Source organism: Anaerostipes sp. CAG:276, from assembly GCF_000432215.1.
Lineage (GTDB): Bacteria > Bacillota > Clostridia > Lachnospirales > Lachnospiraceae > Anaerostipes > Anaerostipes caccae.
The window spans coordinates 1-15190 of record NZ_FR889201.1; the positions used below are offsets into that span (position 1 = coordinate 1).

Genomic DNA, 15190 nt, shown 5'->3' on the forward strand with positions numbered 1-15190 from the left:
GACGGAAACGAAGTGAAGTGGGATTTCAGGACTCCGGTTCACAGTGATGTAAAGTTAAAGGCGAAGTGGAAAGAAGCGGATAGGACGGAGACTATGGCGGCACCGACGACTGCGAAAAAGACAAAAAAGAAAAAGACTGTGCCGGAATGGGAGTATAAGAAGAGAGTGAGAAGGAAGCGTGTCAGCAGAACAGGAGATGAGAGACAGATTTTGTGCCTCACCCTGGTGTTCGGGGCAGCATTGACCGGACTTGCGGCAGGGTTGAGGAAAAAGAGTAAATAAAGAAGGCAGAGCAATAAAAGCTCCTGGGACCCTCAATGAGTGAGGACCCCCAGGAGCTTTTTGTGGATTTTAACAGATCAGATTAGAAAACATTATTTGAATTTTGGACGGTCAAATGTCAATGTATTGCCTGTCGCATAAGCACTTCTGAACTGGCTGTACATAAGTTTTCCGATTTTCTGGGCATATCCCGGATCTGTGGCATACTGATGCCAGATGTATTTGGTATTTGGATTGTAGCGGAATTTGTACAGGGTATTTTGTTTGTAGGTACTGTTATTAATATATTCCTGACTGACATATTTTGCAGCGCCTTTGATGGCTTTGTCCACACTTGTCCAGCCCTGATAGTATGCGTAGCTGAATCCGCACAGCTGTGGGTCAGAATCATAGGCCTTGATGCCGTATAAATTGTATACTTTTTTAGATGAAATCTTCTTTGTCTGATATTTGCCGTTTACTTTTTGAAACCCTGTGACATTGCCTTTTTTGTCTTTCACAACAGACTTTCCTGTGATAACCTTGGTAATCGATTTGCCCTGTGAGAGAGTGCTTGTACCATAACCAGTCTCCAAAATCGTCTGGCAGAGGAAATAAACAGGATCGATCTTATAAGTTTTAGCAGCGCTGTTGAGAACAGAACCTTTGTTTTTCAGCACACTTTTGGATTTTACCTTACTGTTTAAGAGACTGTTATACTTTGAACTGTTGACGGTGCGGTATGTATTCAGACGCAGATACTGGTAGCCGTGAGTCGGATCAGTACTGGTCGGCACATAGTTGTTGTAGTTGATTTTTTTACCACCATAAGATTTTACCGTCTGGGATTTAATATAATCGGATGTCTTCTTATTATAATTAGTCGTTGTGTTTTTTGTGTATAAGTAACTGTTTCCCGGCTTGTTGATGTGGATTCTCTTTGCTGAAGAGATATAGGAATAGTCCAGTCCTAAATTCTTGATCGTAAAATTAGCCGGAAGCAGAATATTATATTTTTTGGTCGTGTAGTACTTGACTGAGACGGGTGCAGCGGATAATGTTTTCTTCTTGCCGTTCACATAGCAGGTTTTCTTATTCTTATAGAAAGTTAGCGTTTTGTTCTTATACTTGAGTACAAGTTTTCCTGTTTTTTTGCTGTAACTGCGCTTGATTTTGGGCCCGTTCTTTACGAGAATACTGTAATAAGGGATCATGTTAATACTCTTCATCTGAATGCCTGGTGTTTTTGTGGAAATCCCTTTTTTAGCGTATGTAAAGTTTAGCTGTTTTCCCGTATAGTATCTTGTCTTGCCTCCGTATCTGATCTTTAAGGACGCAGCCGAGATATCCGATTTTGGGAAAACGGATAAAATCGATGTAAAGGCAAATAATATCGTAAATACTGCAATGATTCGTTTCTTCATAACTTATTTATCCTCCTATTGTAATTAAAATGTAATATAAGTATAGCATTATATTAAAAAATATACAATAAATTCGTAATATAAATGTAATATTTAAGACGGGACAGAGGAAGAAAGATTGGTTTTGGGAAATAAAAAATAGCCCAGGATTTGTACCTGAGCTATTTATTTGACTGCTCTGTTCTCTAGTTGAATACTGGTGTGTCATAAATAAATCCGCTGGTGCTGGAATATACGCTTTGATATGTGTTCATCAGCTTGCCGATGGACTGGGCGTAGGCCGGGTCAGAGGCATACTGATGGCCCAGATCCTGGAGATAAGGGCTGTATCGAATCTTATATAAGGTGTTCTGTTTATAGGTTCCGTGATGAATATAATTATCACTTACATATTTTGCGGCACCTTGTATGGCTTTGTCCACGCTTGTCCATCCCTGATAATAAGCATAGCTGAATCCGCCCAGCTGCGGAGCATTATCATAGGCCTTGATGCCATATAGATTGTAAACTTTTTTAGATGAAATATTTTTTACTTCGTAATAAGCATTATTGTTGACTTTATAGTACTTCTTGCCTTTTTTCTCTCCGGCTGTCTTCACATCTTTTGATACAGTTTTAAAAGCTGTTACTTTCGTTCCAGTTGCTCCTTTCGGAGAGAGAGAATCACCGGTAATGACCTGAGTTACTGCTTTTCCTTTGGCGAGTGTACTCGTGCCATAGCCGCTTTCATGGATGGTCTGACAGAGAAAGTATAACGGATCAATATTATATGTACTTGCAGCGTTCGTAATGACTGAAGCTTTTCCTGATAATACGCTTCCGGTTTTTTTAGAGACCATTGTCTGAAGAGTAGAGGAAAACTTAGAAGTATTTACAGGATGGTATGTATCAAGACGAAGAAATTGAAAACTGTTCGTATTATCCGTAGTTACAGGAATGTATTTTTTATAGTCTATCGTTTTTCCGCCGTAAGTTTTCCATTGGGCCTGCTGCTTTTTTATGTAATTAGACAGTGTCGTATTATATTTTGTCGTTGTATTGGACTTCACAGGAGAATCGGGTTTGCTTGCCGCCGCTGGCTTTGCATAGTCAATACGTTTTGCAGAGCTTGAGTATGTATAGCTGATGCCCAGATATTTGGCTGTGAATTTTGCCGGGAGCAGAATATAGTTTTTGTTGATGCTCCTATACTTTACAGTCAGCGGGGCGGTGGTAAACGTCCGTTTCACCCCGTTGGTATAGGCATATTTTTTATTCTTATAAAACGTAATCGTTTTCTTACCGTTGGTCAGTACCAGCTTTCCAGTCTTGCTGTTGTAGCTTCTCTTTACTTTCGGTCCGTTCTTTACGATGGCATTATAATAGGGAAGCATATTGACCTTGTTGATCTGGATGCCCGGGGCCTTTCCTAAGTCAATTTTTTTCCCTTTATAATAAAATGTGAGCTGTTTTCCCTTGTATGTGCGGTTTTTCCCGGAATACCGCAGTGACAGGCTTCCTGCGAAGACAGAGGCAGTCATCGAGATGCTCAGTACCGCAGACATAGCAAGTATTTTCAGTCCTTTTTTTCTCATGGTAGATATTCCCCTTTCTTTTTTCAGCAAAGATAAGTTTACTATAACACGGATGACACCGCAAAAACAAGGATTTTCCAGGCAGAACGGCAGGAAATACTATCCATGGAGATTGACAAAAAGCATGTAGTTTGATAGTATATTAACGTATGAATTTAGTACACTAATGTGCTATCATGACAGGAAATAAAAACGGAGGAGTTTTAGGATGAGAGTGAAAAAATTATTAGTGCTTTGCGTAAGTGCTGTGCTGGCAGGTTCTATGCTTTTGGCAGGATGTTCAAAGAAAGAAGAAAGTAAGACAGACGAGTCACTTCAGTATGTAAAAGACAACAAAGAATTAATACTGGGATTGGATGCCTCTTTCCCTCCTATGGGATTCACAGACAAGGATCAGAAGATCGTAGGCTTTGACATTGACATGGCAAAAGAAGTCACCAAGAGAATGGGGATCAAATTAAAATTACAGCCGATCAACTGGGATTCCAAAGACCAGGAACTGCAGGGAAAGACCATCGACTGTATCTGGAACGGACTGACATACAGCAAAGACAGGGCAAAAGAGATGCTTTGTTCTGAGTCTTACATGGATAACCACCAGGTGCTGCTCGTACCGGAAAAGAGCAAGATCAAGAGCTTAAAAGATATTAAAAAGCAGCAGGTGGGAGTACAGAAAGGTTCTACGGCCGCAGACGCTGTTGACCAGACAAAAGAATTAAAAAATGCAAAGATTGTATACTTCGGCAACAATGTTGAGATCTTAAATGACCTTGGAAATGGCTGTGATGCAGCTGTCATGGATGAAGTGGTTGCAAAATATTACGCGAAGAAGGACCCGGGAAAATTCAAGATCTTAAATGACAATTTAATTACTGAGAAATATGTTATCGGTTTCCGTACCGGAGATGAAAAACTGAAAGCAGAAGTAGAAAAACAGTTAAAGGATATGAAAAAAGACGGAACACTGGCTAAGATCAGTAAAAAATGGTTTGGCGAAGATCTGACAACAATCAAATAAGAGACAAGAAGCAAGAGGCTTTTTTCAAAGCCTCTTGATTTTTTCACCAACACAGAAATTAATTTCTGACAGAAAAATTCCGGAAAATTTATACTTATAGGAGCAAAAAAATGATAGATGGTATCATACAATGGTTTGAAAAACTGCCTGGCATTGCAGATATGCTGTTACATAACGGATTGGATCAGACACTGATCATCTTTTTCCTCACACTGGTCTTCGGCCTGACACTGGGGCTTGTACTGGCGCTTGGGAGAATGACCAGATTTAAGATCATTCAGCTTCCGGTGCGTTTTTACCTGCTGATTATGAGAGGTACACCGCTGATCCTCCAGTTATACGGTTTTTATTTCGGTCTGAATCTGCTTTTAGGCATACGAATCGAACGGACTATGGCAGCGGTTGTGGCATTTTCTTTAAACTATGCCGCTTATTTTGCGGAGATCTACCGGAGCGGAATTCAGGCGATACCGAACGGACAGTACGAGGCTGCAAAAGTGCTTGGATTCGGTAAGGCACAGACATTCTTTAAGATCATTCTGCCGCAGGTAGTCAAGATCATTCTGCCGCCGATGGGAAGTGAGTGCATGACTCTTGTAAAAGATACTTCCCTGGCACATGTCATCGGTGTCATGGAAATTTATGTGGTCGCAGCCAATAATATGTCCAGAAGCCGCGGGATGGAATATTTGATCGTGGCAGGTATTTTTTATCTGATCATGAATATGATTGTATCTAAAGTTTTTGGCATCCTGGAAAAACGGATGAGTTATTATCGTTAAGGAGGAAAGAAAATGAGTGTTTTATCTGTGACTAATCTCCAGAAAAATTTTGGAAAGCTGAAGGTCTTAAAAGATATTTCTTTCCAGATTAACGACGGAGAGATCGTGACGATCATTGGTTCCTCCGGTTCCGGAAAATCCACGCTGTTAAGATGCATGAATCAGCTGGAAAAGGTGACCAAGGGAACCATCGAGATCAACGGACATACGCTGGTATCCATGAACGGAGACACGCCGGAGTATGCGTCAAAAGAGGTACAAAAGAAAATACTGATGGAGACAGGATTTGTTTTTCAGAATTTTAATCTGTTTCCTCATTACAGTGTGCTGAGAAATGTAATGGAGGCTCCGGTACAGGTGGCCGGTATCCCAAAAGAAGAAGCCAGAGAGAAGGCATTTGGACTGCTCAGGAAGCTCGGACTCGAAGAAAAGGCCGATGCCTATCCGTGTGAACTGTCAGGAGGACAGTCCCAGAGAGTCTCCATAGCAAGGGCGTTGGCTCTGGAGCCGAAGATTCTGTTCTTCGATGAGCCGACTTCTGCACTGGACCCGGAGCTGACCGGAGAGGTGCTGAAAGTCATTAAATCCCTGGCAGACCTGAATATGACTATGGTGATTGTCACCCATGAGATGGCATTTGCGAAGGAGATCTCAGACCGGGTCATCTTCATGGACCAGGGGGTCATCGTGGAAGACGCGGCTCCGGAGGATGTGTTTAACTCGGCCAATGAGCGGACGAGGGAATTCCTCGGAAAGTACCACGATATTGCCTGACAGTGCGGTAAACAGGGCTTTTAATTGTTAAGAATCATAGTAAGAAAGGAGCAATCAAGATGATAAAAAATATGCCGAATAAGTTTTCTGAAATTACACCCGAAATTGAAGAACTGGCAAAAAAGTGTGAGAAGAAAATCGATCCCACTCTTTTTGAAAAGTATGACGTGAAAAGAGGACTGCGGAAACAGAGCGGAGAGGGTGTACTGGCAGGACTGACTGATATTTCGACGATCATGTCCTATATGGTCGAGGACAGAGAGATTGTTCCATGTGATGGAAAATTATACTATCACGGAATTGACATTGAAGATATTGTCCAAGGATTTATCAAAGAAGAGAGGTATGGATTCGAGGAGACAGTTTATCTTCTCTTATTCGGGGAACTGCCTAATGAGGAACAGCTTCAGGATTTAAAACAGCTCCTGGCGGAATACCGTCAGCTTCCGACAAATTTTGTCCGGGACATTATCATGAAGGCTCCGAGCCGGGATATGATGAATACGCTGGCGAGAAGTGTGCTTACGTTATTTTCTTACGATGATAACGCCAGTGATACTTCCATACCGAATGTGCTCAGGCAGTCACTTCAGCTGATTGCACTTTTCCCTGTGCTGGCGGTTTACGGATATCAGGCATACAGCCACTACGAAAAGGGAGAAAGCCTGGTGATCCATCCGCCTCAAGAGAATCTGTCCACAGCGGAAAACATTCTGTACCTGTTAAGGCCGGACAGCAAGTATACAAAACTGGAGGCAAAAATCCTGGATCTTGCGCTGGTTCTCCATGCGGAGCACGGCGGCGGAAATAACTCGACTTTCACGACTCACGTGGTTTCCTCTTCGGGAACGGATACATATTCTTCTGTGGCAGCGGCACTGTGTTCTTTAAAGGGACCGAAACATGGGGGAGCAAACATCAAGGTTGTCCAGATGTTTGCTGATATCAAAGAACATGTGAAGGACTGGACGGATGAGAAGGAACTGAAAGAATACCTGACCAGGATCGTGAGGAAAGAGGCCTTTGATCAGTCTGGGCTGATCTATGGAATGGGGCATGCGGTTTATTCTATTTCCGATCCGCGGTCAAAGGTATTAAGTTACTTTGTAGAGGGACTGTCAAAAGAAAAAGGAAAGGAAAAGGAATATGCTTTATATACCAATGTAGAAAAGCTGGCAAAAGAAGTCATTGCAGAAGAACGCAGAATCTATAAAGGCGTCAGCGCAAATATTGACTTTTACAGCGGTTTTATTTACAGCATGCTGGATCTTCCTTATGAACTGTATACTCCGCTGTTTGCCATCGCGAGAATTGCGGGATGGAGCGCACACAGGATGGAGGAGCTTGTAAACGGGGGAAGGATCATAAGACCGGCGTACAAAGGCGTGGCCGGGCATAAAACCTATACACCGATAAAAGAACGTTAATAACATGGAAAAGATATGGGCCTGCCGGAGAGATCCGGAAGGCCCGTTTTAGTTACTGTGCAGTTGTTGCGGCAGGTGCTGTGGTGGAAGCAGCAGGAGCTTCCTTATAAGTATCAAGATCATCAGGAAGTGTTACTTTCACATCTTTTCCGATACTGTTATATTTAAGATCAACAATCATTTTGATCTTAAGCTTCGTATCTTCTTTGCTTGAAAGAACCATATTGATCTTCTGTGCGGTAATCTCTGAGTCTTTATTGACGGTCATGGTACCGGACATAGAGTCAAACTTTACCTGATCCGCATAATTGGTATTGGAACCTGCGGCACCTGTGGAATTCATCTGCCCCATCATCTTATTGATGTAGTCATTTAATGCTTTTTCTTTAAACTTAAAGGAGATAATATAATTATCATCTTTCTTTTCCATTTTCAGATCTTTGTAATTATCAGCAGACATATCAAACTGTCCGGTAGAATTCTCCATCTGTTTCTGCATGGCTGTAAAGTCCATTTTCTGTTTCTGTTTCTGACCAGAATAGTTCATATAGTAGTAACCGTCGGTGTAATAGGCTTTAATGACCATATCCTGACCGGCAATCCCCATGGTGAGGTCCATATCCATCTTCATGTCTTTCGAGGTCATGTCAGTAGCTTTCATCTTGAGTCCCATGTTCATCTCAAGGCTGGAACTGGTGGATGATGTACTGCTCATTTTCATCTTGATGTTTCCGCTCATATCGGCAGATGTTACTTTGCTCATCTTCTTCGTGGCAGCTTCCAATACTTCCTCGGGAGTTTTCTTCTTACATCCTCCCAGTGTAAAAAGCATCACGGCAGCCAAAGTAAGTGCCAGAACTCTTTTTAATCTCTTCATAACTGTCCTCCTGTGTTCTTAATAAAATTAGAATACATTACAAGATAATTATAGCTGTTTTTCTTTCCAAGGTAAAGCAAAACGAGTATAATACATCATAACAGACAGGATAAAAATAATCGGAGGATGGAGTATGAAGAGAGAATTGTATATAAAATCAGAAGTAGACCGTCATCGTCTCCATGTTTTAATACTGACACCAGAAAATCAGCCCAGGGCAGTGGTTCAGATCTGCCATGGGATGAGTGAGCACAAGGAACGCTATCTTCCTTTTATGGAATATTTGCAAAACCGGGGCTATGCCGCAGTGATCCATGACCACAGAGGACATGGTAAGAGCATAGAAAGAGAAGACGATCTTGGATATTTTTACGACACCTCCGGACGGGCCGTTGTGGAGGATGCCCATCAGGTTACGGAGTGGATCAAAATGGAGTTCCCCGGCCTGCCTGTCCATTTATTTGGGCACAGTATGGGGTCTTTGATTGTGCGGTGCTATTTGAAAAAGTATGACTGGGAGCTGAGTTCGCTGACCGTATGCGGAAGTCCCAGTAAAAATCCTCTGGCAAAACCAGCCGCAGGGATGGCAAAGATTGCATGCAGAATCTGCGGAGACCGGAAGAAAGGCTTGTTTTTTCACAAACTGGCATTCGGAGCCTTCAATAAGCAGCTCAAGGACGGAGAATCATTAAACGGCTGGATCAGTTACGATAAAGATAACGTCAGGAAGTACGATGAAGAACCGCTGGACGGGTTTGTGTTTACAAACAACGGATTTTTAAATCTGTTTCATCTGATGGATGAGACATACAGCCGGAGAGGATGGGAGAAGAAAAAGACAGATCTGCCGATTCTGTTTATCGCAGGAGAAGATGATCCGTGTATCATATCCCAAAAACAATTCTGGAATGCTGTCTCTTTTTTAAAGGAGCTTGGGTATGCAGACACAAAAGGGAAACTATATCCCGGATGCAGACACGAAATCTTGAACGAATCATGTTCCGGCCAGATATATAAGGAAATACTCGGATTTATCGAATAAATGAAACAGAGGATACATAATCATGAAAACAAAGAGGATACTGCTTACAGCACTCTGTATGATGCTGGTATGGGCAGGAGGAGAGAGACAAATTCAGGGAGCATCGAAGAAACCCGGGAAGCCTTCCGGAGTGATGGCCACCGGCGTAAAAAGGAATATTGTTCTGTCCTGGTTAAAGGGAAAAAGAGCCACAGGGACGGAGATTTATCTGTACGACAAAACGAAGAAAAAGTATAGAAAAAAAGCTGTCTCAAAGTCATCCAGACATGTGATCAAAGGCTTGAAGCCCGGGGTCAATTACTGTTTTAAAGTCCGTTCTTTCAGGAAATACAAAAAGAAAAAATATTACAGCAGATTTTCTAAAACAGTGAAAGTATCGATGGCAGCCAGAGGAGAATCTACTATTAAAAATTTTCTGAAAACAGCCGCAGCCCCGGTGGGCACCACCTTATACATCTGGGGCGGAGGATGGAATAAAGCCGATACCGGAACCGGGAAAGACGGGAAGCGGATCGGACTGAACCGGGAGTGGAACCGGTTTTTCCTGTCGCAGAATTCGGGGTATAATTATAAAAAGTACCGCTACCGCAGAGGAAAAGGCCTGGACTGCTCAGGCTTCGTCGGGTGGACCGTGTATAATATCAGAAATACGGTACCGGGCAGAGGCGGTTATGTGCGGAAAGCAAAAGACCAGCCTGAATTGTTTGCCCAAAAAGGCTGGGGAACATATAAAAGCAAGAGTAAGGTGACAGACTACAAAGCAGGAGACATTATGGGATCTTCAAGCTGCGGCCACGTATGGATCGTCATCGGCTCCTGTAAAGACGGCAGTGTCGTTTTGGTTCATTCCAGTCCGAAAGGAGTGCAGATTTCCGGAACGGCCACACCGGGAGGAAAGAAAAAAAGCCAGGCACTGGCACTTGCAAGAAAATATATGAAAAAGTATCATAGAAAATGGTACACAAGATATCCGGACTGTTCCAGGGGAAGGAGTTATCTTACCCAATACGGACAGATGAGATGGGATATTTCGGGAAATCACATTATGGAAGACCCGGAAGGCTATCAGAAGAAAAGTGCCGGGGCGATCCTGAAAGATCTATACGAAAACTAGAACACAAGGAGGATAAAAATGAAAAACACGATAGAGAGAATACCTTTGCCTTTGGCAGGGCCGATGCTCGGCTTTGCCGCCATGGGAATTATGATAGAAAATTATTCTGTAACTTTAAAGTCAGTCTGCGGAGCCATGGCCGTCTGTCTGCTGATCCTTTTGCTGTTAAAGACCGGAACTTGTCTCGACATGGTAAAAGAAGAACTGGAAGATCCGGTAAACTGCAGTATTTCGGGTGCGTTTTCCATGGGTCTGCTTGTCCTGACCGTTTATATCAAACCTTATGTGGGGGATGCCGTTTCTATCTTGTGGATTCTTGCACTGGCGGTGCATGTGTATCTTTTGGTATATTTCAACGGACACTTTATATATTATAAGTTTAACATTAAAAATGTGTATGCAAGCTTTTTTATCTTCTATGCCGGACTGGCGATGAGCAGCATGACGGCTCCCAACGCTGATATGAGAGAGATTGGCCGCTGGTTTTTCTGGGCAGCCCTTCTCTTTACGGTGATCATTGCTGTTCCGATTATAAAGAGATATGCAAAAGTCAAGGAAATACCGGAAGAGTATCAGCCGCTGGTCTGTATCTTTGCGGCACCCGCAAGCCTTCTGCTGGCAGGGTACCTAAACTGCTTTGAAAAGCCAATGGCATGGCTGGTAATCGTACTAACGGTTTTATCTGTAATCTTATATGTTTTTGTGCTTGCGGCGGGATTAAAATATATTGTCATGCCGTTTACACCAGCGTTTGCCGCTTATACATTTCCATTTGTGATCAGTGCCGCAGCATTAAAAGAAGCTTTTATCACACTGAGCCAGTGGGGATATCCGGTAACCTATTTAAAATGGATCGTAGATTTCCAGACCGTGCTTTCGGCAGCTCTGCTGATCTATGTGACACTGCAGTTTCTGAAATATATATTTTATGTCAAACAATAAACTCATACTTGCAGAAGAGTATCCAGCAAAGCATTATTTTCCTCTTCTTTTCGGAAGCAGAATCTGATATATTCCCCGTCAAGCCCTTCAAAGCTTGAACAGTCACGGATCATCAGCCCTTTCTTGATACAGCGTTCAAACATCTCATGAGAAGTGATGCCGTCCGTCAGCCGGACAAGAAGGAAATTGGCATAGGCTGGATAAATCTTAAAAGCAGGGGTGCCTGAAAGTCTGACCGTACATTTTCTGCGCTCTTCTGCGATGTAAGCCTTCGTCTTTTTAATATAGTCTGTATCCATGAACATTGCTTCTCCTGCAAGCGCTGCAAGAGTATTGATGCTCCATGGATTTTTTTTGTCTTCCACTGCCCTGATAAAATTCATATTTCCGCTGATCCCGTAGCCGAGGCGGATGCCCGGTGCAGCAAAGAACTTTGAAGTTCCCCGCAGGACAAACAGATTATCAAACTTTCGGGTCAGGGGTACGGCAGTGACAGCGTCTATATCCGGGGCAAACTCTGCGTAAGTCTCGTCTGCCAAAACAAAGATGCCGTGCTTTTTACAGTGGGAAAGGATCTCCGAGATTTGGTCCTTGTTTAATGCACTGGATGTGGGATTGTTTGGATTGCAGAATGCGAATAAATCCACATCATCGGTGAGGGAGTGTTTCAAGTCTTCGACGTCCAGGCAAAAGTCCGAGGATTCCTTCAGGTTATACTCCAGACAGGTGCCGCCGATCATAGAAATTTCCCGCATGTATTCAGAGTAAGTCGGGGAAAGCAGCAGAGCTTTCTTCGGACGGAGAAGGTGCATGGTCAGGCTGATCAGCTCTGTCACTCCGTTTCCGACAATGATATGCTCCATAGGAATCCGGGCATACAGGCTCAGTGTGGAGCGCAGGGACTTGTAGTCGCGGTCGGGATACGTGCAGACAGCATCTACATGGCGGATCAGGCTTTCCCGAAACAGCGGGGAGATCCCGAGGGGATTTACATTGCCTCCGAAAGGAATGATGTCTTCTTTTTTAATCCCATATATTTCTTCTATTTTTTCTAAGTCGCTTCCGTGGAAGACTTGCTTCTTTTCTGACATAGTTTCACCTTTCTTTATCTTTTCTATTTTGTCGAAGTTTGCTATAATATTACGGAGCAGAGATCAAAGGGTGTGAAGCATCCATGACCTCTGAAATACAAAACTTTATTACAGCTATTATAGACCAAATACCCTGAGACCACCAGTCTTAAAATCGGAGGAACCCATGACAGAGAAGATGAAGCAGTTCATACAAATTGTACAGGAAGATGAACAGCGGGCAAAGGCCCTCTTTTTTTCTGAGGCCTTCAAAAATGAGTATTTGGAGGAGAATTCCAGGGAAAAGGAAATCTATCATCAGCTCCTGCTCGGCCGAAACCGGGGCCAGATCTTTGAAGAGTTTTTGATCTGTATCGGGGCAAAAGAACCTGCGGTGCTGAGACCGGAAAAGGATGCGTATGAGATCCGTCGGGTGAATGCGGTTGAGCCTCTGTACGTGAAGATTTACAAAGAGGGCAGCGGTTTTGTCCAGGGGAAGATCCGCCTGGATTCCACGTTTCTGTCTCTGCAAAAGACAGAATTTTCAGAAGAGGATTTTGTGGAAGGGGTACTGACCATTCCCGTGCTGTTTTCTGATGCTAGGGAAGAGAGCCGGGGAATTCTTATGGTTTCTGCCCCGTACAGCAGCTGTCAGACAGACATCCTGTTCAATGCAGAGAAAGAGAGAAACGAAGGGGCTTGGAATCTGTCCGACCAGATTTTTGATGCGTATATGGAATTTTGTCTTGGCAGATGTCATGTCACGGAGTTTGCGGAAAAGGAAATGAATCTGACCGCACAGATGGAGGGAGAGGCATCCTTAGAGATACTGAGGACTCTCTTAAACCTGCACTGTCATATTGTTCTCGGCGCAGAGGAAGCAATCGAGAGAGGCTTTGCAAGACTTGAGCCGAATATGAGTGAGGTTCAGTCAGATCCTTTTTACTATGGCTATTATTTATATTTGAAAGCACTTTATTTAAAGACACCGGATCAGACAGAGTATGCAAAAGACCGGATTTATGAGCTTTTTCAGAAAGCGGACGATCACAAGGGATATCTGCTGTGGATGCTGATTTATCTTGACGAAGAGCTGGCATATGATTTCGGACTTCAGCTTCAGAAGATAAAAGAGGTTTATGATACAGGCCGGTGCAGCAGCTTTTTATGGTTTGAGGCCGTCAGCATTTGGAACCAGGATCATAGCAGGGCAAAAAAGATCACTGATTTTGAGAGAGAGATCATTCATTTCGGCATTTGCAGGGACCTGTTTGGGAAAAGCATGAAAAAACATATTTACGGTCTTGTGCTGAAAGACAAAGGATTTTCGGAGGAGCTGCTTTTTGATTTGATACTGTCCTTTCAGAGAGAGGAGTCAAAGGAAGGGCTCCAGGCGATCTGCTCTATGCTGATCCGGGGAAACTGTACCGATGAGTGTTATCATATATATTTTAAAAAAGCTGTCCGGGCGGGGATTCAGATGATCGGACTCCAGGAATCTTACCTTCGTACGATTCCAAAAGACCGATATCCGTATCTTGAGAAGAATGTACTGCTGTATTTTTCGTACAGCAACAGTTTAAGCAGCCGGGAGAGGGCTTACCTGTATGCCAATCTTGTTAAGAACCGGCGAAAATATGAGGCAGTATTTCCATCTTTTGAGCCGCAGATTGAAGAATTTCTCTTGGAACAGCTGGCAGAAGGCAGAATCAATTCTAATCTGTTTATTCTTTACAGGGCCTTCTTTGACCGCCTTTTAGAAGGGATGAAAGGCAGGGCCGGAATCGCAGGGATTATGGCAAAGCAGAAATTGATCTGCAGGAATCCGGCGGTGGAAAAGGCCGCCGTCTATCATCAGGAGTTAAAAGAAGTTCAGAATGTTTCTCTGGAAAACGGGGAAGTTTATGTGACGGTCTACAGCGACCCTCTGGTCGTGTTTATGGATCAGGAGGACAACCGCTATCTGTCACTGGACTATGAATTTTCAAAACTGTGGACGAGGGAGCAGGAGGAGGCTGTATTTTCGGGGCTTGGCAGGAGAAATGAAGCATATTTGATCCGCAGAAGCCTGGTCTTTGCACAGAAGACAGAATATGAACCCGGAGATATTCCGGATGTGAGGGCTGTCCTTGAATGTCAGAGCCTGAAAGAAGAATATCGGCACAGATTATTTGAAAAGCTTCTGGACTATTACTGGAAGCACGGAGAGCAGGAACAATTAGAGCAGGCGCTGTCTATGGTCCAGTGGAAATTTCTCTCCGAGGAAAACTGTAAGCAGATGCTGGAGTATTTCATTGCCGGCCGCCACTACAAAGAGGCGATGAAAGGCATGGAGATCTTTGGATTTGATTTCATGGACCCGGAGCCGTTAAAAGAGGTCGTGCTGCATGAACTCACATCCCGGAGCCGGAAGAGGGTGCAGACTTTGATCGATATGTGCCTTGCGGTTTTTAAGGGACAAGTATACAACAGCGAGATTCTTGCATATCTGGAACGTTTTTTCAGGGGAGACCTGGATCAGATGCGGAAGATCTGGAAACAGGGAGACAGACACAAAATATATGATCAGCAGTTTACGGAGCAGCTTCTTGATATGGCCGCCGGGAAAGGAGCAGAGTGGGAGGACCTTCCTGTCTTCTTATCTTATGTTGAGAAGGATTCCAGAGACAAAAAACTGATAAAAAAGCTGGCGGGCCAGTTTGCAGAACTGTCTTATGAAGAAGGAGTCTACATTTCGGATGAGTTTTATCCGATTCTCGGAAGGCTGATCGATCAGGGGAATCTCAAACTGATCTGGCAGTGGGCTTATCTGGATTTTTATAAAGATAAAGAATTGTCAGAAGAAGTCAGAGAAAGAATCAAAAAACTCATAGAGTGGCAGGGGG

The 15190-nt window shown here is 43.4% G+C and carries 12 protein-coding genes and 1 pseudogene; 9 read left to right on the top strand and 4 right to left on the bottom strand.

What is annotated here, in order from left to right; genetic code table 11:
* Positions 1–282: pseudogene (locus QVP35_RS12650) on the top strand (hypothetical protein); the annotation flags it as partial.
* 92 nt (positions 283–374) lie between these two features.
* On the opposite strand, the gene QVP35_RS12655 reads toward QVP35_RS12650, so the two are convergent.
* The gene (locus QVP35_RS12655; RefSeq protein WP_009290692.1) at positions 375–1685 is read right to left on the bottom strand and encodes an N-acetylglucosaminidase; all 1311 of its coding nucleotides are present in this window, start codon (positions 1683–1685) and stop codon (positions 375–377) included.
* A 185-nt stretch (positions 1686–1870) separates the two neighbouring features.
* Positions 1871–3259 (bottom strand): N-acetylglucosaminidase, encoded by a 1389-nt coding sequence (locus tag QVP35_RS12660; protein WP_009290693.1) that lies wholly within the window; start codon positions 3257–3259, stop codon positions 1871–1873.
* 208 nt (positions 3260–3467) lie between these two features.
* On the opposite strand from QVP35_RS12660, the gene QVP35_RS12665 reads away from it, so the two are divergent.
* The 4 genes from QVP35_RS12665 (at position 3468) to QVP35_RS12680 (ending at position 7260) form a co-directional block, all read left to right on the top strand.
* A complete protein-coding gene (locus tag QVP35_RS12665) occupies positions 3468–4277 on the top strand; it encodes an amino acid ABC transporter substrate-binding protein (protein ID WP_009290694.1) in 810 nt (269 codons plus the stop codon).
* Positions 4278–4387: 110 nt separating this feature from the next.
* Positions 4388–5059 (top strand): amino acid ABC transporter permease, encoded by a 672-nt coding sequence (locus QVP35_RS12670; protein ID WP_006565644.1) that lies wholly within the window; start codon positions 4388–4390, stop codon positions 5057–5059.
* Between the two features lie 12 nt (positions 5060–5071).
* Positions 5072–5833: an amino acid ABC transporter ATP-binding protein gene (locus QVP35_RS12675; protein ID WP_006565643.1), complete on the top strand. Its 762-nt coding sequence runs from the start codon at positions 5072–5074 to the stop codon at positions 5831–5833.
* 59 nt (positions 5834–5892) lie between these two features.
* Positions 5893–7260, top strand: coding sequence for a citrate/2-methylcitrate synthase (locus QVP35_RS12680; protein WP_009290695.1), 1368 nt, complete (start codon positions 5893–5895; stop codon positions 7258–7260).
* A gap of 52 nt (positions 7261–7312) precedes the next feature.
* Here the strand turns inward: QVP35_RS12680 and QVP35_RS12685 are convergent, their stop codons facing one another.
* Positions 7313–8137 carry a DUF6612 family protein gene (locus QVP35_RS12685; protein ID WP_009290696.1) on the bottom strand — a complete coding sequence of 275 codons (825 nt, stop codon included), beginning with the start codon at positions 8135–8137 and terminating at the stop codon, positions 7313–7315.
* Between the two features lie 133 nt (positions 8138–8270).
* Between QVP35_RS12685 and QVP35_RS12690 the strand changes: the two genes are divergently transcribed.
* From QVP35_RS12690 to QVP35_RS12700, 3 genes are read left to right on the top strand one after another with little or no spacing between them, the layout of a single operon-like run.
* Complete coding sequence (locus QVP35_RS12690; RefSeq protein ID WP_009290697.1) at positions 8271–9179, top strand: alpha/beta hydrolase; 909 nt, start codon at positions 8271–8273, stop codon at positions 9177–9179.
* A gap of 22 nt (positions 9180–9201) precedes the next feature.
* The gene (locus QVP35_RS12695; RefSeq protein ID WP_009290698.1) at positions 9202–10293 is read left to right on the top strand and encodes a fibronectin type III domain-containing protein; all 1092 of its coding nucleotides are present in this window, start codon (positions 9202–9204) and stop codon (positions 10291–10293) included.
* An 18-nt stretch (positions 10294–10311) separates the two neighbouring features.
* Complete coding sequence (locus QVP35_RS12700) at positions 10312–11235, top strand: TDT family transporter (protein WP_022261223.1); 924 nt, start codon at positions 10312–10314, stop codon at positions 11233–11235.
* A gap of 2 nt (positions 11236–11237) precedes the next feature.
* Here QVP35_RS12700 and QVP35_RS12705 read toward each other — a convergent pair whose 3' ends face one another.
* The gene (locus tag QVP35_RS12705; RefSeq protein ID WP_022261224.1) at positions 11238–12326 is read right to left on the bottom strand and encodes a pyridoxal phosphate-dependent aminotransferase; all 1089 of its coding nucleotides are present in this window, start codon (positions 12324–12326) and stop codon (positions 11238–11240) included.
* Between the two features lie 166 nt (positions 12327–12492).
* Between QVP35_RS12705 and QVP35_RS12710 the strand changes: the two genes are divergently transcribed.
* Positions 12493–15190: DUF5717 family protein (locus QVP35_RS12710; protein WP_288187900.1), on the top strand; the 2698-nt coding region annotated here is incomplete at its 3' end.

What these genes read in the sequence shown, in the direction of transcription:
- QVP35_RS12655 (WP_009290692.1), bottom strand. Translation starts at nt 1,685, where the DNA reads ATGAAGAAACGAATCATTGCAGTATTTACGATATTATTTGCCTTTACA.
- QVP35_RS12660 (WP_009290693.1), bottom strand. Translation starts at nt 3,259, where the DNA reads ATGAGAAAAAAAGGACTGAAAATACTTGCTATGTCTGCGGTACTGAGC.
- QVP35_RS12665 (WP_009290694.1), top strand. Translation starts at nt 3,468, where the DNA reads ATGAGAGTGAAAAAATTATTAGTGCTTTGCGTAAGTGCTGTGCTGGCA.
- QVP35_RS12670 (WP_006565644.1), top strand. Translation starts at nt 4,388, where the DNA reads ATGATAGATGGTATCATACAATGGTTTGAAAAACTGCCTGGCATTGCA.
- QVP35_RS12675 (WP_006565643.1), top strand. Translation starts at nt 5,072, where the DNA reads ATGAGTGTTTTATCTGTGACTAATCTCCAGAAAAATTTTGGAAAGCTG.
- QVP35_RS12680 (WP_009290695.1), top strand. Translation starts at nt 5,893, where the DNA reads ATGATAAAAAATATGCCGAATAAGTTTTCTGAAATTACACCCGAAATT.
- QVP35_RS12685 (WP_009290696.1), bottom strand. Translation starts at nt 8,137, where the DNA reads ATGAAGAGATTAAAAAGAGTTCTGGCACTTACTTTGGCTGCCGTGATG.
- QVP35_RS12690 (WP_009290697.1), top strand. Translation starts at nt 8,271, where the DNA reads ATGAAGAGAGAATTGTATATAAAATCAGAAGTAGACCGTCATCGTCTC.
- QVP35_RS12695 (WP_009290698.1), top strand. Translation starts at nt 9,202, where the DNA reads ATGAAAACAAAGAGGATACTGCTTACAGCACTCTGTATGATGCTGGTA.
- QVP35_RS12700 (WP_022261223.1), top strand. Translation starts at nt 10,312, where the DNA reads ATGAAAAACACGATAGAGAGAATACCTTTGCCTTTGGCAGGGCCGATG.
- QVP35_RS12705 (WP_022261224.1), bottom strand. Translation starts at nt 12,326, where the DNA reads ATGTCAGAAAAGAAGCAAGTCTTCCACGGAAGCGACTTAGAAAAAATA.